This window comes from Bacillus sp. UMB0893, from assembly GCF_002858905.1.
Classification (GTDB): domain Bacteria; phylum Bacillota; class Bacilli; order Bacillales; family Bacillaceae; genus Bacillus_P.
This window is the reverse complement of record NZ_PKLB01000005.1, coordinates 140,412-160,196: the sequence shown is the minus strand read 5'-3', so window position 1 is coordinate 160,196 and position 19,785 is coordinate 140,412. Positions and strand designations below refer to the sequence as shown.

General features: G+C 38.6%; 21 protein-coding genes. 11 read left to right on the top strand and 10 right to left on the bottom strand.

Features of this window, described 5'->3' with window-relative positions; all coding sequences use genetic code 11:
- Positions 1-33 precede the first annotated feature (33 nt).
- The gene (locus CYJ36_RS12600; RefSeq protein ID WP_101567628.1) at positions 34-654 is read right to left on the bottom strand and encodes an NAD(P)-dependent oxidoreductase; all 621 of its coding nucleotides are present in this window, start codon (positions 652-654) and stop codon (positions 34-36) included.
- 184 nt (positions 655-838) lie between these two features.
- Between CYJ36_RS12600 and CYJ36_RS12595 the strand changes: the two genes are divergently transcribed.
- Genes CYJ36_RS12595 through CYJ36_RS12585 form a run of 3 tightly spaced genes read left to right on the top strand, consistent with a single transcriptional unit; the run spans position 839 to position 3,101 of the window.
- The gene (locus tag CYJ36_RS12595; RefSeq protein ID WP_101567627.1) at positions 839-1,660 is read left to right on the top strand and encodes an amino acid ABC transporter substrate-binding protein; all 822 of its coding nucleotides are present in this window, start codon (positions 839-841) and stop codon (positions 1,658-1,660) included.
- Positions 1,647-2,348 carry an amino acid ABC transporter permease gene (locus tag CYJ36_RS12590; RefSeq protein ID WP_101567626.1) on the top strand — a complete coding sequence of 234 codons (702 nt, stop codon included), beginning with the start codon at positions 1,647-1,649 and terminating at the stop codon, positions 2,346-2,348. The genes CYJ36_RS12595 and CYJ36_RS12590 overlap by 14 nt, the downstream gene beginning before the upstream one ends.
- A gap of 15 nt (positions 2,349-2,363) precedes the next feature.
- Positions 2,364-3,101, top strand: a complete 738-nt coding sequence (locus tag CYJ36_RS12585; RefSeq protein ID WP_101567625.1) for an amino acid ABC transporter ATP-binding protein — start codon at positions 2,364-2,366, stop codon at positions 3,099-3,101.
- A gap of 374 nt (positions 3,102-3,475) precedes the next feature.
- On the opposite strand, the gene CYJ36_RS23635 is transcribed toward CYJ36_RS12585, so the two are convergent.
- Positions 3,476-3,613 carry a hypothetical protein gene (locus CYJ36_RS23635; protein WP_180850278.1) on the bottom strand — a complete coding sequence of 46 codons (138 nt, stop codon included), beginning with the start codon at positions 3,611-3,613 and terminating at the stop codon, positions 3,476-3,478.
- 333 nt (positions 3,614-3,946) lie between these two features.
- Complete coding sequence (locus CYJ36_RS12580) at positions 3,947-4,156, bottom strand: alpha/beta-type small acid-soluble spore protein (RefSeq protein WP_101567624.1); 210 nt, start codon at positions 4,154-4,156, stop codon at positions 3,947-3,949.
- 343 nt (positions 4,157-4,499) lie between these two features.
- Between CYJ36_RS12580 and CYJ36_RS12575 the strand changes: the two genes are divergently transcribed.
- On the top strand, positions 4,500-4,673 hold the full coding sequence (locus CYJ36_RS12575; RefSeq protein ID WP_257962467.1) for a hypothetical protein: 174 nt from the start codon (positions 4,500-4,502) through the stop codon (positions 4,671-4,673).
- Between the two features lie 45 nt (positions 4,674-4,718).
- On the opposite strand, the gene CYJ36_RS12570 is transcribed toward CYJ36_RS12575, so the two are convergent.
- The 7 genes from CYJ36_RS12570 to CYJ36_RS12540 all read right to left on the bottom strand — a co-directional run bounded on the left by CYJ36_RS12570 (position 4,719) and on the right by CYJ36_RS12540 (position 11,239).
- Positions 4,719-5,831 carry an ABC transporter ATP-binding protein gene (locus CYJ36_RS12570; RefSeq protein ID WP_101567623.1) on the bottom strand — a complete coding sequence of 371 codons (1,113 nt, stop codon included), beginning with the start codon at positions 5,829-5,831 and terminating at the stop codon, positions 4,719-4,721.
- A gap of 132 nt (positions 5,832-5,963) precedes the next feature.
- On the bottom strand, positions 5,964-6,854 hold the full coding sequence (locus CYJ36_RS12565) for a PucR family transcriptional regulator (protein WP_101567622.1): 891 nt from the start codon (positions 6,852-6,854) through the stop codon (positions 5,964-5,966).
- 61 nt (positions 6,855-6,915) lie between these two features.
- Positions 6,916-7,110, bottom strand: a complete 195-nt coding sequence (locus CYJ36_RS12560; protein ID WP_101567621.1) for a hypothetical protein — start codon at positions 7,108-7,110, stop codon at positions 6,916-6,918.
- 48 nt (positions 7,111-7,158) lie between these two features.
- A complete protein-coding gene (locus tag CYJ36_RS12555; RefSeq protein ID WP_101567620.1) occupies positions 7,159-7,371 on the bottom strand; it encodes a YheE family protein in 213 nt (70 codons plus the stop codon).
- Between the two features lie 24 nt (positions 7,372-7,395).
- On the bottom strand, positions 7,396-8,457 hold the full coding sequence (locus CYJ36_RS12550; RefSeq protein WP_101567619.1) for a YheC/YheD family protein: 1,062 nt from the start codon (positions 8,455-8,457) through the stop codon (positions 7,396-7,398).
- Positions 8,454-9,818 (bottom strand): YheC/YheD family endospore coat-associated protein, encoded by a 1,365-nt coding sequence (locus CYJ36_RS12545; protein WP_101567618.1) that lies wholly within the window; start codon positions 9,816-9,818, stop codon positions 8,454-8,456. The genes CYJ36_RS12550 and CYJ36_RS12545 overlap by 4 nt, the downstream gene beginning before the upstream one ends.
- Positions 9,819-9,847: 29 nt before the next feature.
- The gene (locus CYJ36_RS12540) at positions 9,848-11,239 is read right to left on the bottom strand and encodes a YheC/YheD family endospore coat-associated protein (RefSeq protein WP_101567617.1); all 1,392 of its coding nucleotides are present in this window, start codon (positions 11,237-11,239) and stop codon (positions 9,848-9,850) included.
- Between the two features lie 371 nt (positions 11,240-11,610).
- Here CYJ36_RS12540 and CYJ36_RS12535 point away from each other — a divergent pair, with 371 nt between their 5' ends.
- The 7 genes from CYJ36_RS12535 (at position 11,611) to CYJ36_RS12505 (ending at position 19,603) form a co-directional block, all read left to right on the top strand.
- Positions 11,611-11,964: a YlbF family regulator gene (locus CYJ36_RS12535; protein ID WP_101567616.1), complete on the top strand. Its 354-nt coding sequence runs from the start codon at positions 11,611-11,613 to the stop codon at positions 11,962-11,964.
- Positions 11,965-12,372: 408 nt separating this feature from the next.
- The gene (locus CYJ36_RS12530; RefSeq protein WP_101567615.1) at positions 12,373-13,239 is read left to right on the top strand and encodes a Cof-type HAD-IIB family hydrolase; all 867 of its coding nucleotides are present in this window, start codon (positions 12,373-12,375) and stop codon (positions 13,237-13,239) included.
- Positions 13,240-13,654: 415 nt separating this feature from the next.
- Positions 13,655-14,584 carry an FkbM family methyltransferase gene (locus CYJ36_RS12525; protein WP_101567614.1) on the top strand — a complete coding sequence of 310 codons (930 nt, stop codon included), beginning with the start codon at positions 13,655-13,657 and terminating at the stop codon, positions 14,582-14,584.
- 155 nt (positions 14,585-14,739) lie between these two features.
- Positions 14,740-15,222: a hypothetical protein gene (locus CYJ36_RS12520; RefSeq protein ID WP_101567613.1), complete on the top strand. Its 483-nt coding sequence runs from the start codon at positions 14,740-14,742 to the stop codon at positions 15,220-15,222.
- A 111-nt stretch (positions 15,223-15,333) separates the two neighbouring features.
- Complete coding sequence (locus tag CYJ36_RS12515; RefSeq protein WP_101567612.1) at positions 15,334-16,062, top strand: Cof-type HAD-IIB family hydrolase; 729 nt, start codon at positions 15,334-15,336, stop codon at positions 16,060-16,062.
- Positions 16,063-16,346: 284 nt separating this feature from the next.
- The gene (locus CYJ36_RS12510; RefSeq protein ID WP_101567611.1) at positions 16,347-17,840 is read left to right on the top strand and encodes a coproporphyrinogen III oxidase; all 1,494 of its coding nucleotides are present in this window, start codon (positions 16,347-16,349) and stop codon (positions 17,838-17,840) included.
- A 371-nt stretch (positions 17,841-18,211) separates the two neighbouring features.
- Positions 18,212-19,603 (top strand): amino acid permease, encoded by a 1,392-nt coding sequence (locus CYJ36_RS12505; RefSeq protein WP_180850276.1) that lies wholly within the window; start codon positions 18,212-18,214, stop codon positions 19,601-19,603.
- Positions 19,604-19,785 lie beyond the last annotated feature (182 nt).

The window sequence follows — 19,785 nt, the reverse complement described above, 5'->3', positions numbered from 1 at the left end:
TCATTAGTTCCTTGCCATGTCTGCTGACTCATTTTAATAAGCTATGCCCACTCGTTTGCAGATAAAATCATTTTTGATAAGGATCTGATAAGCAAAAAAACCTGTATCCTCTGCTGAGATTTGTTGACCGCCCTCAGGCAGAAAATCTGCTTCAAATCGAAATTTCATTGTTAATTCTCCGTCAGGCAAATAAGTGGGACATACTACGGTCCATTCAAGATTTGATGCTTTAAGTGTTTCATAGGCCTTTAAATGTTCATTTGCTGCTCTCGTCAATGTGCGTTTTGATTCATTGGATTGGAATCTGTACAATTCTGGGTTTTGCCTGGCTTGTAAAATACCAGCCGTTCCAATTGTTATAATGCGGCTTATACCTTCTGACTGCATAGCCTCTGCAATTTTCGGCATCACATACGAAAGGGTATCATCTCCGTCTGTGCTTAGACAGCTAACGACTGCATCACAATCTTTAATGGTTTTATTGATGAAATGAGGATCTCGGGCATTTCCAGCCAGTATTTCTATTTTATTATTCAGGTGTTCAATCTTTGAAGGATCCCTTACAAGCACTTTGACCAAATGATCATTGTTTAATGCATGCTTTAAAAAGGAGCTTCCAACTCTTCCTGTTCCCCCGAATAATGCGATTTTCATTTTAATCACTCCAGTCATGTTCCTCTTAGTTTACTCCATTTATATAGTGAGAGAAAAACATATAAAAAACTGAACTGGTTAAACTAACGAAAATAAAACAAATGAATTGACAATAAGACAGTTGGAAGGTAATATTCTATCGTACTTAAAATAAAATCCGATAAGTTTAGTGGGGGTTAAACTAATGAAAAGATATTTTGGTCTATTTGCACTTCTATCGGCATTTATGCTGATTTTATCTGCTTGCGGAACAGGCGGCGATAAAAAGAATGATGGGGATCAAGCAGGTTCAGGCGGCGAAGCTGAACTGTATGATAAAGTGAAAGAAGAAGGTGTTCTTGTAATTGGAACGGAAGGTACATACCCGCCTTTCACTTTCCATGATGACAAAGATAAGTTAACTGGATTTGATGTGGAAATTGCAGAAGAAGTTGCAAAACGTCTCGGCGTTAAAGCTGAATTTAAAGAAACACAATGGGATGCCATGTTTGCAGGGCTTGATGCAAAGCGTTTTGACATGATTGCCAATCAAGTTGGAATTAAGCCTGATCGCACAGAAAAATATGATTTTTCAGAACCATATATTTCATCAGCAGCTGTACTGGTGACACATAAAGACAACAAAGACATTCAATCATTTGAAGATTTAAAAGGAAAGAAAGCAGCTCAATCCCTGACAAGTAATTACGGGCAAATTGCGAAGGAAAATGGTGCAGAGCTTGTTGGTGTAGAAGGATTTACTCAAGCAATAGATTTAATTAATTCCAAACGTGCAGATGCTACAATCAATGACAAGCTATCTGTATTAGACTTCCAAAATCAGCGAGGCAATGCAGCCATTCAAATCGTTGATGAAAGCGAAGATGCTGCACAAAGCGGATTAATGTTCCGCAAAGACAGCGGCAAATTAGTTGAAGAAGTGAACAAAGCATTAGCTGAAATGAAAGAAGACGGCACATACAAAAAAATCTCTGAGAAATGGTTTGGCGAAGATGTATCTGAATAACATTTTTGCAGACCCTGAACGGTTAGAACGCTTGGCCAATATCGCACAAAGTTCCCTTCTCCCTTTGGTGAAGGGAGCTTTGTATTATACTCTTCCCTTAACGCTGATTACGTTTGTAATTGGAATTATTCTGGCTGTTCTAACAGCTTTGGCGAGGATATCAACGATCAAGCCTATCCAGATTATTGCCAGAATTTATGTATCAATCATCAGAGGAACACCTTTGCTTGTTCAATTATTCATTATTTTCTACGGCCTTCCAAGTGTAGGAGTAACAATCAGCCCATTTATTTCTGCAATCATTGGTTTTTCCCTTAATGTAGGAGCTTATGCATCAGAAATCATTCGGGCTGCCATCTTATCAACGCCAAAAGGGCAATGGGAAGCGGGCTATTCGATCGGAATGAGTTATTCGCAGACATTGAAGCGCATCATTTTGCCTCAGGCGACACGAGTATCTATTCCGCCGCTGTCCAACACCTTTATCAGTTTGGTAAAAGATACGTCACTCGCATCATTAATTCTTGTAACAGAGATGTTCAGAAAAGCACAGGAAATTGCATCCACCAACTATGAATTCCTGCTGCTTTATTCGCAGGCAGGTCTCCTATACTGGATAATCTGTTTTATTCTCTCTGTCATACAGCAGCGGATCGAAGGGAAATTGGATCGCTATGTTGCAAGGTAATAAAGGAGCCCATATATGATTTCAATTATAGGATTGCATAAGAGCTTTGGTGAACTAGAAGTATTAAAAGGCATTGATCTAGAGATTGGCAAAGGAAAAGTAGTCGTTGTAATCGGGCCATCAGGTTCAGGGAAAACGACTTTTCTCAGATGTCTGAATGTCCTTGAAATCCCAACAAATGGCGTCATTAAGCTTGATGAACAAACACTTGATTTCTCAGGAAGCGTGCCTAAAAAAACAATCACTGAATTTAGAAGCAATACAGGCATGGTTTTTCAAAGCTATAATCTCTTCCCTCATAAAACAGCGATTGAAAACGTCATTGAGGGTCCTGTAATCGTAAAAAAAGCAGACAAAGAAACGGCTCTGAAAAAGGCGAATGCACTGCTTGAAAAGGTAGGACTTGGCGATAAAAAGGATTTCTATCCTTTTCAGCTTTCAGGCGGTCAGCAGCAGCGCGTCGGCATTGCAAGAGCACTAGCGATGGAACCTAAAGTAATGCTGTTTGATGAACCTACTTCAGCACTTGATCCTGAGCTGATTGGAGACGTGCTGAATGTGATGAAGGATTTAGCTTCAGAAGGAATGACAATGGTCGTTGTTACTCACGAAATGAGATTTGCTAAAGAAGTAGCAGATGAAGTCATTTTTATGGACAACGGTGTGGTAGTAGAGCGCGGAGCTCCTGCTGAAGTCTTTGATCATCCAAAAGAAGAACGGACAAAACGATTTTTAAGAAAACTTGAAGAGTAGTTTCGAGCAGGTGCAAGTTGCCTGCTCTTTTTTTATAGATATAAGAAGGAATTGTGGGCGATCCATTTATTAGAGTGATGAAACTCGATTGTGACCAGTTGAAATCAGCTGGAAAAAAAGGGGGAATCAGAAAGAGTAAGATGAAGAAAATAGATCGTAAGGTGCAGCCCGGCTGGCAAGAGGCGAGAATCCGCTAGTATGCATCTGGGTTCGGCGAGTAAAACTGGGAAATCGGTTAGTAAGAAGCATAAATTAGATAGTAAGAAACTTGCAGCTCAGATGTTTATATCGTGTGAATATTTCAATTAAAACAGTTCAATCTTCGTATAAACGTAGCCATTTTTGACAAGCCGCCAGGTATTATCACTCAAAGATTACTTTGCATCCTTTATCAGCTGCCTTTTTTCCTGTTCAAAATAATACACTTGGGGCAAGTTAAAATGAACAATCATTTCATGTGCGAGGCTAAAACAAACGAACGTGACGGCTCTCCAATCAATGGTTTCAAACATATGCATTCTCCTTCATGGCGTATTACTCATGTATATGGAGAGGTCAGCTTGTTTGATACTAAGATCAAATGAGAAAACCGCAATAGCCTTTGTCAGAGCATGCAGAAAAGTGATAACCGAGAGAGCCTGTTTTTATTAGTCAAATACGGAGATATATCAGTCAAATACCTGGATTTATCAGTCAAATACCAAGATTTATCAGTCAAATACGGAGTTATTCCAGTAAAAAAGTTTTTAGCGGCCAAACTGAAATTGTTTGCTTTAAGAACATCATCCAATGAGAAAAGACCCCGGCGAGATGCCAAGGTCCTTAAGCCATGTTATGAAGTTGTCTTATTTAGAAAATCCGCTCATGTTTGATTGAGCAAATGAAACTAAACGTTTTGTAATTTCTCCACCAACAGATCCGTTAGCACGAGAAGTTGTTTCAGCACCTAAGTTTACTCCAAACTCACTAGCAATTTCATATTTCATTTGGTCAATTGCTTGTTGTGCACCTGGTACTAACAATTGGTTATTGTTGCTTCCACTATTGTTTGCCATGTAAAAACACTCCTTGATGTAATATAGTTTTTGGGTAAGCTGGAGTTGCACCAGTGCATGAATCTTGAAGATTCATGGCCTTGCTCGGCTAACCCATCATATAAGATGCGGTGGGTTGTTCAACTGTTGTTACTACGTATTATGGATTTAACCAGAGAATATATGCACATGTGAAAATGGTAAATATTATGGAAATGATGCAGTTACATAAAGTGAAAGATAGTAAGGGAAGATATAAGAGGAAGTAAGTATATACATGCAGGTGATAAAAATGTACATGTGTCATTTATGTAATGGGTTTCAGTCTAATACGTATGCGAGCTGTCCAAATTGTAAAACATTCATGATGGATCATGGGAAAATAACTGACTACTTGGATGCATATAGCGCATATATGGAAATTGAAACAATGAAGCTTTTTGATGGAGCAATTGACTCACTTGAAGTCCATCATTGTGTTCATTTGTTCTCATGCAGCAATTGTCTGCATGAAGAGATGATAGAGATTCAGGAATAAAAAAGCTGTCTGAAAAGTATCTCAGACAGCTTTTACCCGAATATTTTATTTTTCGCTTGCAGGACGAATACGAGATTCTGAATCTTTGTCGAAGAAGTGAGCTTTATTCATATCAAGAGCAAGCTGAATGATTTGATCAGGCTTCACATCTGTACGGGAATCAACACGAGCGATAAAGTCCTGTCCGTCAATTTTTGAGTAGAGCATCGTTTCAGCACCCATAAGCTCAGATACTTCAATTTTAGCTTCAACTTTAGATCCATGAGAAGATTCAATGAAAACTGGCTCATCATGAATATCTTCAGGACGCACGCCCATGATAAGTTCTTTTCCTACGTAGCCTTGCTCACGCAAATATTTCATTTTGCCTTCAGGAACAACAATGGATTGCGTTCCGATTGAAAACTTGCCTTCTGTTAATGTGCCTGTGAAGAAGTTCATGGATGGTGAACCGATAAATCCGCCTACGAAAAGGTTTTCCGGCTTTTCATATACTTCTTTCGGAGCTCCAACCTGCTGAATGATTCCGTCTTTCATAACAACAAGGCGTGTTGCCATTGTCATTGCTTCTGTCTGGTCATGTGTTACGTAAATTGTAGTTGTTTGCAGACGGTGATGAAGCTTGGAAATTTCAGCACGCATTTGCACACGTAATTTAGCATCCAGGTTTGATAATGGCTCATCCATTAAGAATACTTTTGCATCCCGAACGATTGCACGTCCAAGTGCAACACGCTGGCGCTGACCGCCGGATAGTGCCTTAGGTTTGCGGTCTAAATATTGATCAAGGCCTAAAATGCGTGAAGCATCTTTTACGCGGCGATCGATTTCTTCTTTAGGGAACTTGCGAAGCTTAAGTCCGAATGCCATGTTGTCATATACGGACATATGTGGGTAAAGTGCATAGTTCTGGAATACCATCGCAATGTCACGGTCTTTTGGTGCAACGTCATTCATGCGTTTGCCGTCGATTGAGAAATCGCCCTTTGAAATCTCTTCAAGACCTGCAATCATACGAAGAGTCGTTGATTTACCGCAGCCTGAAGGACCAACAAATACGATAAATTCCTTGTCTTGAATGTGAAGGTTAAAATCTTCTACCGCTGTTACTTTGTTATCATACATTTTATAAATATTATTTAGTTTAAGCTCAGCCATTTGGATTCCTCCTCAGAAAATGAAAACGTTTTATTTATAGATTCAGTGTAATTCATTTCTGAAGATAAGCCTATGGACAGGTTGCACAAAAAAATGTAAGGGTTTTCGTGCAAGATGAACAGCGTCCAATTTTTAGCAGTGTCCTTTATATTGAAGCGCCAGAAAAGCAGCTACTGCTTCATGAAAATGTTTAATATCCATACCTGTTTTTTCAATGAATTTTTCAATTCGATATTGTACGCTATTCCGATGCATGTAGAGTTTTTTTGCTGTAAGGGATACATTCAAGTTGCATTCAAAAAAAACGTTCAGAGTCTGAACAAGCTCTCCATCCTCAAGTGATTCTGCAAGAAACTCAGAAAAGGAATGCTCGGTAATCAGATTTTCTTTATCAAAATTCAGAATCGGCAGTGCTTCATAGAAGGTCATGCATTTTCTGCGGCTGTATGATTTATATATTGTCTCAAAGCAACGCTGCTCTGCCATTATTTTTAATTTTAAAGATTCGTTCATTTTTTGAAGCTGTCCAATGTAAACATGCAGTTCGATGAAAAAATCACTCGTAAAGGTATCAATCCACTGATTGTAACTTTCTTTATCGATAATAGGTTCAGAATTTTCTTCAATAATAATACCTTTATGAAGGCTAATCCAAAGAATGGTTGAGGTTGGAATCGATCCCTGCATCGCTTCTTCAAAATTCTGTTTGTCTATGATTTGGTGTTTGCTGTAAAAGTAATAACACCGGATGCTGTTTGATGATGGTATAAAGGGCGGATCGTTTTCTCCATATAAATAGTTCAGCCATCTCTCAGCGCTGCTGCTATTCTCCCGAAATCCTGTATCTGTATCGTATGATGCATATAGAGCAGAAAGCAAGCAATCCTCTTGCTCTGTAAGTTTATTTTTTTTTATGCCGAACAATTGACCCTCGTCTGTTTTAAACCATTTGTAATCCTTATGATCCTGAGCATAGGCAAGAGAGAAGGCTTCCCTATAATGAGCTGCTAATTTGTCGATCATGATATTCTATCTCCTTTCCCTGCCCTTCTATTATATAAAAAAAAGAGAGCTTGGCGATAGCCTAGCTCTCATGATTTAAGGGAGGTTCTTCTTGTTCAAGGTCGCGTGCCTCTTCAATATTGGCTGAATCGTAGCGCATATGAACTGAACCGCCTGACAGCCCTTCGTTTATCATCCGGTCGATATCAAGATAAGCTTTATCCCTGCCTTCATACTCCGTATCTTTTCTTTCATTCGTATCCTTGTTTTTCATCATGCACCCTCCTTCATTATGTACCTTTATTTTGCGAAGAAGGAACCAATTTTAACCATCATAAACATGAAAAAGCATTAACTCATGGATATGAGAACGAATGATTTCTTCATCCTCGGATGCAGGTGAGGTTGTTCCCCACTCGATTTCGCCGTTTTTATGGTAGATCGCATCAAAATGAGTTCCTTTAAAATAAAAGGAGACCCTCCATCCAGGCAAATTCGTTTGTTTGAATAAAGGTTTCCATTGAAAATGTGTAATCATCTCATTCATCGCTCCTTTATAATTTCATCTTAAAGGATATTGAGATCGAAGTGAAGATGTACCTTTTGATAACTGCAGAAAGAGGGAAACGAGCTGATTGATGCGGTGTTCTTGAATATGGACCTCATCAAAACTCATTGGTTTGCTGTTCACTTCATAAATAATTGGTCCTTTGGATGTGAGTCCGATATCCATAGAAAATTCTCCGATCAGTCCAAAAGCAGAAGCTAAGGCATGGCCTGCACTGTTTGCAAGGATTTGCATCTCCTTAAGATTAACACGATCTGCTATCAACTCAAATGGAAGAATAAATCCTCCATTTGGAACGTGGGTTGTCAGCTGATAATTGTTGCCTGCCAGACGAATGCCTATCCCTGAAATAAGAAAATCATTTTTATTTAACAAAGCAATCACACGCAAATCATACTTTCTGCCATAAAGCGTATCTGCAGCAATCTCTTCTTGTATCATATAATCATTAAAAAAAGGTGCCATTTTTTCTGCTGAATGCTGAATGTAAAATCGTTCAGAAATTCCGTCAAGTGAAGTGAGATCAAGGAAAGTTCCGTGAGATTGTATTCGGTAAATTCCATTACCTTGGCTGTTTTTGACAGGCTTTAAGTAGGCTTTTGGATGGTCAGAAAGGAAATCAGAAAGGTTTGCTGCAGTATCCATTTTTTGAGATTCTGGAAGGTATGCTGATAGTTCCCTGGACAGTACTTGATGAACGTTCCACTTATCAAAAAAGAAAGGATTAAAGAATGGAATATTTGAAGCCATTATTCGCTCTTTAAACTTCTGAAAGAGTGGTGATCCTTCCTCCTTACGAGTGGAAAGCCGATTATAGATGAGATCAGGATAAGGGCATGCAATTTTTGCCCATTGCTGTTTGTTTCTGCTGTAAATCAGCCCTTCAATCTGATCGGGTTTCACACCATTCAGGGTGAATACATAACAAAAACTGCCTGCTTCTCTTGCTTTATGCTGTATGGCTTTGAAGAACTGTCCATCTCCGTTGAAAATTTTCCCGCTGCCGCCTTCACCTGTCAAAATACCAACAATAGGCTTTGCGTTAATCAGACTCATTCGTATAAAGACTCAGGATCTTGAATGATTTTTTTTGAAAGGTAAGTTGCGTACTGCAATGAAAGCTGACGTGAAAGGAGATCAGCTTCTTTTAACAATGGATGGGAAAAGATTGATCTCCCGGGCTTGGAGTTCGCTTCAAAAAGCCATACCTTTTTGCAGGAGTCTATGCCTAAATCGAAACCGATCTCACCAATAAATCCCTTGATTTCCCTATCAATTGTTTCACTGATCAAGGTTGCTGCAGCGGTCAGAGAATGAAAGGCAAAACGGCGTTCATCTTCATTTTTAAAAAGCTCCTTTAATGTTTTAACCATTCCTCCATTATCTAAATGGGTTGTTATACTGCCTTTTCCAGCAATTTTGGCAGCAATTGCAGTAACATTCCAAATACCTGCAGAGTCTTTATTTGTATGAACGCGAAAGTCAACCTGCTGACCATTTATCTTCATTAGCTTTACTCTTTCCTGAAGAAGGTAATCGTCAAACACCTGATTTCCAAATGAGTGTTTCAAGAAAAGATCAAGAGTCTTATATTTCCGAAGAATGTTATCTTCATCTTTCGAACGATATCTGCAGTAATAGACGTTTTCACTTTGTGAAAAAATTAACTGGAATACGCCATGTCCCATGCTACCGTTTCTCGGTTTTAAATAGACACTTTTATAAATCTGCAGCATTTCTTCTATGTCTTCTAAGGTTGGAGCAAGCTTTGTGTCCGGAAGATATTGTGATGATTCAGCGTACGGTAAAAGCAGCTGATGAATGGTCCATTTATCAAAGAAGCCTGGATTGAACCAAGGAATTCCATACTCTGTTGTTAGTCGATCCTTTACGATCTTTAAGGCACGGTGATCTTCCATTCTGCGATTTGGCAAGCGGTCATACACAGCATTTGGGAGGGGAACTTCAATTTGCCGCCAGCCATCGTCCTCAAATATATAACCGTTCACACTGCCCGTCTCCCAATTAATCAAGTGAGCGCCAAAGACAAAAGCAAACATCCCCAAAGACTTTTGTGCAGTCAAATATTTTGCGAAAAATAAAGAGCGATCTCCAATTGGACGCAGAATAGAATCAGTAAAACCAGCCGTGAAAATACCGATAAGAGGGCCAAGGTAGACTGCATTCCGATGAAAAAATATTTTGGTTTTCCCGTAAGAAAGTTTCAGGTTATCAGCTAAGTCTCTAGCAATCTCAATCGAATTGCCGTTTTCTTTAAAAGTGACATGGCAAGGGGAACATGCTGTACCAAATATGACTTGAGTGATATCTTCGCTGATCTCATGTGCGGCTAGAGCCGGCAGAATTATTGTTTTTGAAGTGATTGGAGAGATGATGATGTCATATGAATGATTCAATGAAACACCTCCTGATTCTTTAATTTGCTTTAATACATTGATAATTTAGGATCATGATTATCTTTTTGAAAATTGCAGAGAAACAAGCAGTAATCAATGATCGCGCAAGCGGATGGTCTTGCTGCCTTTGTATTGCGTTCTTCTGCGTTTTTAGAAGGCTTTGTATTGACTTCAATGATCCAAGGATGTCCGCTTGAATCAATGGCAAGGTCTATTCCAAATTCACCGTAATGTCCGCTGGCATATAAGCTCAGAGCCTCAGCAGTTTCAATGGAAAGTTCGTTAAGAAGCTTTCGAATATGGGCGGCTTCTGACCGTTCGAATGAAGAAGAGAGCGCATCCTTAATGGAAAATAGCGATCCGCCTCGTGCTAAATTGGCAACGAACTGATTTTCTGCTGAAACACGGGCCACTGCAGAAGAAATTTTCCACTGGTGAAAATTTTGTTTATGACATAAAAACCGAAAGTCCATCGGCCTGTTTTCATAAGTTAGAAGATCAATTCCCTCTTGAACGATAAACCCCTCTTTCCTGATTCTGGGCAGCAGGCTTTGGAAAAGATCGTGAAATGAGAGATAGTCTCTGAGAAGATGTCCTGAAAAAGTAGAATAATCAAGTTCAAAACCTTCAACTGAATGGCAGATTTTAAAAATACGTTTGCCCTGGCTGCCATTAATCGGTTTTAGAAACACAGATGGATAAAGCTCAAGCATGTTTTCAAGAACGATCCTTGATTCCAGCAGTTCTGTTCTGGGAATAAACGGAGCAAGGTGTGGAGCTGCGTTTAATATTTGGTGGACTTCCCATTTATTGAGGAATCTGTCATTAAAATATGGAACTTTAAACTGAATAAAATCTGCTGTTATTTCTAGAAACCTATGTGAATGTTCAAGTTTTCGGGAGTGAATGCGGTTATGAACAACACTTGGATATGGAACAGCACATTGCTGCCATTCATTATTTTCAAGAATGAACCCTTTCATATTTTCGTTTTGATAATCAGATAGGGAAAAAACATAAAAGAAGAATCCTTTTTCAGTGCAGCAGGATGCAAGTTCTCTGCAAAACGAATCAATGCTCCCCAATGAAAGAGGCTGCACATGATGATTAAACTCAGTTAATACAGCAATAACAGGTCCAAGTTCAAGAGTTTTTTTCTGATCATTGTAGCTCATGCTGAACGTAAATGAGTGGATGGGAAGCGACAATTCCTTTAACAAATCTTCGTGAATAGCAGCATGTGAACTTTCTTCGTTAATACATACGATTATCGCAAAAATACTATTCCTTCCGCAGATAACTTTTACCGGTTCATCACTCAATGGTATTCTAAGCTTTTCTTTTAAAGCATAACTGATTTGAATGCATTTCCCATATTGAGGTGAAAGTGCGGATGAAACAGCTATTTTTTCTATATTCATAGGAAACCCTCATTTGCTCACGGTTCTCGCAAGCACTATAATAAGCTTATAGGCAGATGCTGATATGAGCATCGTATGTAAAATGATTCAATCGGTGATATTTTGGAAGATAAATGGATATGACAGGACATACATTGATTTTTTTTATAGCTGCAATAGGGGCCAGACCACATTGCCATCAAAATGCTCTTTAAACTCACAATCCTAAATTTCCCTTTACACCAAAACTGATTCCGAAATGGCGGGAAGCATTCGCAGAACAAATAGGGAAAATGTTTGTTGATTAGGTTCGAAATGAAAAACTCGGAATAGTTTGTTATAGTTGTAAGGTGCTAAATGGCAAGCGCGAAAAGATGTTAGGAGGAATTTTTATGGCAGTAAATGTATATGATTTAGGCTATGATCTTGAAAAAGCACTTCGTGAAAGTGATGATTTTAAAACACTGAAGAAACTTTATGATGAAGTGAATGCGGACGAATCAGCAAGAACTTTATTTGAAAGCTTCAGAGATATCCAATTAAATCTTCAGCAAAAACAGATGTCAGGACAAGAAATTTCCCCAGAAGAAATTGAACAGGCTCAAAAATCTGTAGCACTTGTTCAGCAGCATGGCAAAATTTCAAAGCTGATGGAAGCAGAACAGCGCATGAGCATGACGATTGCCGAATTGAATAAAATTATTATGAAGCCGCTTGAAGAGCTTTATGGTAGTCTTCAGCAGTAAAATAATCAACGGAGTGAATAAATTATTCGCTCTGTTTTTTTTCAGAATAGAACAAATTATAAAACGCTTACATTTTTTTTAGGGAAATCTCTTGTCAAATAGATGAGAACTTGCAATAATATATGTAAGCGTTTTAATTTATTTATTCAATAATGGCAAACGATTATGGGGATAATCGCTTAGCCATTTATTTAAAGGAATCTGCGGGTAACAGATTCTTAAGCAGTGGTTGGGAGAAAAACAAATACTGGGGTTTTATCTATAAAACAGTTCTGCGAATTATTTCGCGGAACTGTTTTCAATATACAGAGTGCCATTTCCATAGCATGCGGTTGCGCTGTTCTATTTCTATTGGCAGGGACATATTCTCATAATAGAGTTTAGACATCAGCTGAAGGGGGATTCACAGTGATCTACCGACTACTTGCGTTAAACATTGATGGAACGCTGCTTCGTTCCAACGGCCGACTTCAACCTTCTACAAGGGAAGCGATCGATTTTGTGCAAAAAAAGGGAGTCTATGTCACTCTCGTTACAAGCCGGCACTTTCAGACGGCAAAAAAGCTTGCAAAAGCGCTCAAAATAAACAATATTTTGATTACGCATAGCGGTGCGTTTATATCTGATAAGGTTGACAGATCACTCTATGAAAATAGAATATCCGAAGAAAAAACATTTAACCTTGTTCAAGTTCTCGAAACCTTTGACTGCAATGTTCGCATTGTCCATGAACGTTTTTCTCTCGGAAACCGCAAGAAAGTATCTTCCAATATCGTAGGCAAAACATTGTTAAGCCCGACGGATCCATTGTTCTATCCAGTGCAATTCGTCGATTCCCTTGGAGAAAACTTAAGAGATGAGCCGCTTGCAGCGCCAAAAATTGAAGTGTATTTTTCGGGGAAAGACTTGTGCACAGAGGCAGAGAAAGTCCTTTCTGATGCATTTGAAGGCATTGTGACACGGTTGAAAAGCGGTAATGTCCTTGAAATTACTGCAAAAGGAGTTTCAAAAGGAAACGGCTTAAGATGGCTCGGTCAGCATTTGAAAGTTGCGCCTGAGGAAATGGTCGCCATCGGAGATTCAGACGATGATAAAGAGATGATTGAAATGGCTGGTCTTGGAGTTGCAATGGGCAACGCACCTTTTGAGGTAAAAAAAGCGGCAGATTGGATCACCCGAAATAACGATGATCAAGGAGTTTCTTATATGATAAAAGAACACTTCAGAATGCAGCAGCGAATTGAGTTTTTGGATAAACTGAAGGTTGATCGATAAAACCTCTCCACAGTGTTAGAAGCTGTGGATTTTTTTATTTGCTTAGGAAATTGTTTTCCTTGTTAATTGACCCTAAATAAATCGCTATACCTTGTAAAAAAGTGTGATGAATGGAGCAAGAAAAAGTGGCTCCTTGGAGAAAAAGGTGCTTCAAAACGGTGAATAGAGGAAAAAATCTGATTTATTCCTGAAAAAAGCACTTCATAGAATTTCAAAATAGATTTTTCCGTTCCATACTTAATGAAAATTTCAGTGTCCACGGATCATTCGCCTGAAACAATTAATAAGGTCAGGGCAGTTCTCAATCTCTCTTTTATTAGCCATTTGTAAATTCTTTGTTAAACTGTATCCTTTCTTAAAGGATATCTATAGATTAATAAGAAGTTATAATGATGCTAAATAAGGGGGGCACATCATGATAAATAAAGCATCTGTTCGTAAGCCGTTTTTTATGAAATTGTGGGAGCATTACCCGAAGATTTGGAAAGGGTTAATTGACCTTGGAATCTTAATGAAATACAAAACGCTGGATATTAATAAAATTCCAAATAAAATTGTGCTGCCTTCCACAACAATCCTTTATGTTAATTCTGAGGAGAACCGCGGCAGAGCTTTGCTTATCAGCAATGGAGTTACTCAGAAGAGACTTCTTCATTTTTGGCGGCAAGCTGTAGAAAAATACAGACCAGATACAATTATCGATATCGGTGTAAATTATGGCGAATGCATTTTTTCAGCAGCCTATCCTGCCCATACGAAGATTTATGGAATCGAAGCAAATCAAAATTTGCTTACATATATAAATCGTTCGAGAGATGCACATCCTAATAAATCGCAAATCACGATTGTTCATGCGTTTGCCTCTGATAAAGACGGAGAAGATAAGGTGTTTTTTGTAGATAATCATTGGTCAGGAACATCCTCAGCTTCGTACATGCCAACTCATCAGATGGTTGAAAAGGTGTCAGTAAAATCAATAACTGTTGATTCGTTATTTAACAAGGACATGGCAGATGAAACAGTTCTATTTAAAGTCGATGTAGAAGGATATGAAGCTTTTGTCTTAAAAGGAATGACCTCTCTATTTGAAAAAAGCGCTTCTGTCATCGGATTCATCGAATTTAACAGTGAGTATTTTGATAAAACCGGTTTTGATGCAGACGAATTCTTTTCATTTTTAACGAAATATTTTACCATTTTCATCTATAAGGAAAACGACGAGTTAATTATGGCTGAGCAATTAAAAATGGAAGATCTGCATGAGATGTTTGGTTCGGACTATATCCATACGGACTTCATTTTAGCAACGGATGATCGGGCTCCAGAATGGCTGGATCTTATATAGAAGAGGAGAGAGAAAATGGGCTGAACAAGACAGCTCATTTTTTTATTGCAAAAGAACGAAGGGATTTTCGATTTCATTTAGAAATAATAAAGAGAAATCATTTTTTAATTTCTTGGCAAGATTATCGTTACTAACTACAGAAAGAAGGTATAGAGATGAAAGGGGACTTTTTTTCAAATTACGAAAAATTTATTATATTGCCTACGGATGAACAGAAAACAAGTCAAGAATTTAATGCCGGCGAGTATGCATCTCATTTTATCCTGACCCTGTCTCTTTATGACTCATTGATAGTAAGCTGGAGCGAAGCGAGCAAATTTGAAATAGAAATCGAAATGAGTCTTCAAAAGGTGCTGAATGATTTTAATCGGAAACAGGGAGATTGTTATCACATGCAGCTGCTTGAACTAGATCCAGAGAAATCATACTTTGTCATGGCACTTTCTTGTAAAAATAACATTGAAAATGAAGAAGCGAATGATCGGATTTCTTATGTTTTAGAAATTTTGCTCTCTAATCAATTTTATGTTGGACAAAGCTGGTACAGGCTCATAGGTGACAAGGGGAGAATTAAACGCAAGCTGTTCACTTATTCATTTAAAGAGTACATGGCACTGGAGTCTGTTGAAGCCAACTAGACAAGATACATGATGGTGTATTCAGCTTGATTTAGGGATGTCTCTTTGGTATATCCAGCAGGAAAATGGTATCCTATGTAAAGGGTCAACAAGATACAGGAGGAATTACATATGGATATAAAACTCATAGCCTTGGATATGGATGGAACGCTGCTGAATGAAGAAAAAGAAATTTCAGCAGCAAACAGACAAGCCATTAAAGACGCTGAGGCAAAAGGAATACATGTTGTCATCAGTACAGGAAGAAGCATGGCAACACTCAGAGATCTGGCAAAATCGCTAAGTTTATCATCTTATTTAGTAACCGTAAACGGAAGTGAAATCTGGGACGAACATGGTGAACTGGTGGAACGGAATATTGTCCACAATGACCTGATGACGTGGATGTATGACTTATCAAAAACACATAAGACAGGATATTGGGCAACTAGTACGGAAAGAGTTTTCTTTGATGAAATGCCAGAGGATCTGAGTGCATATCAGTGGCTGAAGTTTGGATATGAAATTAAGGATGACAAGGTGAGGGAAACGATTCTAAATGAACTTCGCAGCAGAGAGGCATTTGAGATAACAAATTCCAGTCCGACAAACATTGAAGTAAACGCGATTGGAATCAACAAAGCAAAAGGAATTGAGAAAGTGTGCAGCCTGCTTAGCATTTCAATGGAAAATGTAATGGCTTGCGGGGACAGCATGAATGATATCGCGATGATTAAAGAAGCCGGACTCGGTATTGCAATGGGGAATGCCCAGGATATCGTAAAAGAAGCAGCAGACTGGGTGACTGCATCAAACGATGAAGATGGAGTGGCTGCAGCGATAAAAAAATGGGTGCTGTAAGACCGGCTTCAAAAGAAAAGCGGACTTGGCCGTTTAGCTCCGACAGACAGAAAAGAATCCGGCAGAAAAGTCCGGGTTTGACTTTTCCTGCGGATTTGTTCTGGCCGAGGAGTAGGGCGATGAGTTAGACATCATTGCGCAAAATTTTATACTTATATCATAAAGAGTAACAGATGGCGTCTAAAATAAGCCATCTGTTTTTCTATGTCTATCATTGACCATATCCTTTCTGTTTTGTACACTTAAGGAAGTTTTGAATCTAAAAGAAGATAAAGGTGAGAGTCTTGCGTTTTAATATAAATGGCATAAACGATGACCGTTTTCATCGGCCGCTTCAGTTAATTTCCAACTTGTTTTATGAAGAAACTGAGCTTCTGTTCGAGGAAGCTGCAGCAGATGTAAGTGTTGCTTTTAAAATAGACGTAAGCAATGACAAAGTAATGATTCACGGAACGCTGAAAGATCAGCATGGAAAAGAAAATCATGCCAAGCATGAGAAAGTCATCTCTGCTGAATTGAGTGATAAAGAAAAATTCAAGGTAGTTAAGCATACACTTGTGTTCGTGTATCTAAACATGCTTCAGGATTACACAGGCATGATTCAGCAATGGGGAATCTTAACGGGCATTCGGCCAACCAAACTTCTTCATAAAAAATTGCGTGAAGGCATGACCAAAGAGGAAGCGCATCGAATGCTTTCAGAAGAGTATTTGATCTCAGATGAAAAAATTCAGCTCATGCAGCGGATCGTTGATCGTCAATTGAGTGTTGTTCCTGATTTATATGATCTTTCACATGAAGTAAGCATCTATATAGGGATTCCGTTCTGCCCTACAAAATGTGCATATTGTACGTTCCCTGCTTACGCAATCGGCGGCAGACAGGGCTCTGTCGATTCTTTTCTTGGCGGATTGCATTATGAAATACGTGAGATGGGAAAATGGCTGAAAGAGAAAAAAATCAAAATCACAACGGTTTATTATGGCGGCGGTACTCCAACAAGCATTACTGCAGAAGAAATGGATATGCTGTATGAGGAAATGTTTAAGGCTTTTCCAGGTGTTGATAACATCCGCGAACTGACAGTGGAAGCAGGACGCCCTGATACCATTACAGAAGATAAGCTTAACGTTTTAAAAAAATGGAACATTGATCGGATCAGCATTAATCCGCAATCCTATATTGATGAAACCCTGAAAGCAATAGGCCGGCATCATTCTGTCCAGGAAACGATTGATAAATTCCACTTAGCCCGTCTGATGGGCATGAACAACATTAACATGGATTTGATTATCGGTCTGCCTGGTGAAGGAGTAAAGGAATTTGATTACACCCTCTCAGAAACAAAAAAACTGATGCCAGAATCACTGACCGTCCATACATTATCGTTTAAGCGCGCTTCTGAAATGACTAGGAATAAACAAAAATACAAAGTAGCGGGCCGTGAGGAAATTGAAGAAATGATGGACCATGCCGTAATATGGACGGATGAGCATGGATACGCCCCTTATTACCTGTACCGTCAAAAAAACATACTTGGCAATCTGGAAAACGTAGGGTATGCGCTTGAAGGGCAGGACAGCATCTACAACATTATGATAATGGAAGAACAGCAATCCATTATCGGTCTTGGGTGCGGTGCTGCAAGCAAATTTGTGGATCCTAAGACAGGAAAAATTACACAATTTGCAAATCCAAAGGATCCAAAATCCTATAACGATAGCTTCCAGCACTATACTGAAGCGAAAATTAAAATTCTAGACGAAATGTTTGGCTGATTTTTTAGGGTGAGAGGCTTTCCTATGTATTGGGAAAGCCTCTTTTTTAGTAAGAACTTTTTGTATATGTAGAAAAGGTGAGTAAAAGTGTTGTATTAAAATAAAAAAATTTTGTGTATATTCTTTTTGCTGTTTAGTAATTAATGGATAATAATATTGATGGGTAAGTGTTTTCCTGAAAAAAACATTTGTGTTTTTTAGAGAAGTTTATTATCATAAAATAAGTATTTTGGCGATTAAGATCATTATTTTTTTTCTAACTAGAATGAATTAAGAGATGCCTGCTTTATCATTTCGATACCGAATAGTGAGAGTTTTAACATTTTTGGCTTCAAATTTGGGTGATTAGTAGTGCAAGGGGAGGAAATGGAATGGCAAACAAAGAATTAACGAGAGGCTTGGAATCCCGTCATATTCAGATGATTGCTTTGGGCGGTACGATTGGTGTTGGTTTATTTATGGGATCATCCAGCACCATTCAATGGACGGGTCCGTCTGTACTGCTTGCTTATGCAATCTGCGGAATATTTATCTTTTTTATTATGCGTGCAATGGGAGAAATGTTGTATTTAGAGCCAAGTACAGGTTCATTTGCAACGTTTGGCCATAAGTACATACATCCATTAGCAGGTTATTTAACTGCATGGAGTAACTGGTTTCAGTGGATTGTCGTAGGGATGTCAGAAATTATTGCGGTTGGAGCGTATATGAAGTACTGGTTCCCGGATTTGCCTGCATGGATACCAGGTATCATCGCAATGGTGATTCTTGGTGCAGCAAACTTAATTTCTGTTAAATCATTTGGTGAATTTGAATTTTGGTTTGCGATGATTAAAATTGTAACAATTGTATTGATGATTATTGCAGGGATTGGTCTTATTTTCTTCGGATTTGGAAACGCAGGAGACGCAACCGGATTATCTAACCTTTGGGCACATGGCGGCTTTTTTACAGGTGGCTGGTCAGGATTTTTCTTTGCACTATCTCTTGTTATTGCCGCTTATCAAGGGGTCGAACTCATCGGAATTACAGCTGGAGAAGCGAAAAATCCGCAAAAAACGTTAACAAGCGCGATCCAAAGTATTATTTGGCGTATATTAATCTTCTATATTGGTGCTATTTTTGTAATTGTCACTGTTTTTCCGTGGGATCAGCTTGATACTCTTGGAAGCCCATTTGTATCAACATTCGCGAAAATTGGGATTACGGCAGCAGCCGGCATTATTAACTTTGTCGTAATTACAGCAGCGATGTCTGGCTGTAATAGCGGTATTTTCAGTGCTGGCCGAATGCTTTATACATTGGGAGTGAATGGTCAAGCGCCAAAATTCTTTACGAAGATTTCTCGTAATGGTGTGCCTTTATATGGAACGATTGCAGTACTAATTGGTTTAGCAATTGGTGTTGTTTTAAACTATATTGCGCCTCCAAAGATATTTGTGTACGTATACAGTGCAAGTGTGCTGCCGGGTATGATCCCATGGTTTGTCATCCTTATTAGTCAAATTCGATTCAGAAGAGAAAAAGGTGCTGAAATGGACAAACATCCATTCAAAATGCCATTTGCTCCTGTTACAAACTATTTGACGATTGCCTTCTTAATGATGGTATTAATTGGTATGTGGTTTAATGATGAAACACGTATTTCGCTTATTGTAGGGATTGTTTTCCTGGGCATCGTGATTATTAGTTATTATGCTTTGGGAATAAGCAAGCGTGTTCCATTAGATGTACAAACAGATGATGAAGTGACTAACCGATAATTCACTTGGATTAGCTGCAGAGTAAGCAATAGAAAATCAATAAAGTTATTTTATTTTTGGTTCAAGGCGTGCGAAATTTCAGTTTTGCACGCCTTTTCATTAATTAAATATAGAAAATAGATATCTCCGAAAATATGCATTTTATCAGTGAATAAGTAGAGTTTTGAATACATTACGGAGAT

Coding starts and splice junctions, on each gene's coding strand:
- CYJ36_RS12600 (WP_101567628.1), bottom strand. CDS start 654: ATGAAAATCGCATTATTCGGGGGAACAGGAAGAGTTGGAAGCTCCTTT.
- CYJ36_RS12595 (WP_101567627.1), top strand. CDS start 839: ATGAAAAGATATTTTGGTCTATTTGCACTTCTATCGGCATTTATGCTG.
- CYJ36_RS12590 (WP_101567626.1), top strand. CDS start 1,647: ATGTATCTGAATAACATTTTTGCAGACCCTGAACGGTTAGAACGCTTG.
- CYJ36_RS12585 (WP_101567625.1), top strand. CDS start 2,364: ATGATTTCAATTATAGGATTGCATAAGAGCTTTGGTGAACTAGAAGTA.
- CYJ36_RS23635 (WP_180850278.1), bottom strand. CDS start 3,613: ATGTTTGAAACCATTGATTGGAGAGCCGTCACGTTCGTTTGTTTTAGC.
- CYJ36_RS12580 (WP_101567624.1), bottom strand. CDS start 4,156: ATGGCAAACAATAGTGGAAGCAACAATAACCAATTGTTAGTACCAGGT.
- CYJ36_RS12575 (WP_257962467.1), top strand. CDS start 4,500: ATGATGGATCATGGGAAAATAACTGACTACTTGGATGCATATAGCGCA.
- CYJ36_RS12570 (WP_101567623.1), bottom strand. CDS start 5,831: ATGGCTGAGCTTAAACTAAATAATATTTATAAAATGTATGATAACAAA.
- CYJ36_RS12565 (WP_101567622.1), bottom strand. CDS start 6,854: ATGATCGACAAATTAGCAGCTCATTATAGGGAAGCCTTCTCTCTTGCC.
- CYJ36_RS12560 (WP_101567621.1), bottom strand. CDS start 7,110: ATGATGAAAAACAAGGATACGAATGAAAGAAAAGATACGGAGTATGAA.
- CYJ36_RS12555 (WP_101567620.1), bottom strand. CDS start 7,371: ATGATTACACATTTTCAATGGAAACCTTTATTCAAACAAACGAATTTG.
- CYJ36_RS12550 (WP_101567619.1), bottom strand. CDS start 8,457: ATGAGTCTGATTAACGCAAAGCCTATTGTTGGTATTTTGACAGGTGAA.
- CYJ36_RS12540 (WP_101567617.1), bottom strand. CDS start 11,239: ATGAATATAGAAAAAATAGCTGTTTCATCCGCACTTTCACCTCAATAT.
- CYJ36_RS12535 (WP_101567616.1), top strand. CDS start 11,611: ATGGCAGTAAATGTATATGATTTAGGCTATGATCTTGAAAAAGCACTT.
- CYJ36_RS12525 (WP_101567614.1), top strand. CDS start 13,655: ATGATAAATAAAGCATCTGTTCGTAAGCCGTTTTTTATGAAATTGTGG.
- CYJ36_RS12520 (WP_101567613.1), top strand. CDS start 14,740: ATGAAAGGGGACTTTTTTTCAAATTACGAAAAATTTATTATATTGCCT.
- CYJ36_RS12515 (WP_101567612.1), top strand. CDS start 15,334: ATGGATATAAAACTCATAGCCTTGGATATGGATGGAACGCTGCTGAAT.
- CYJ36_RS12505 (WP_180850276.1), top strand. CDS start 18,212: ATGGCAAACAAAGAATTAACGAGAGGCTTGGAATCCCGTCATATTCAG.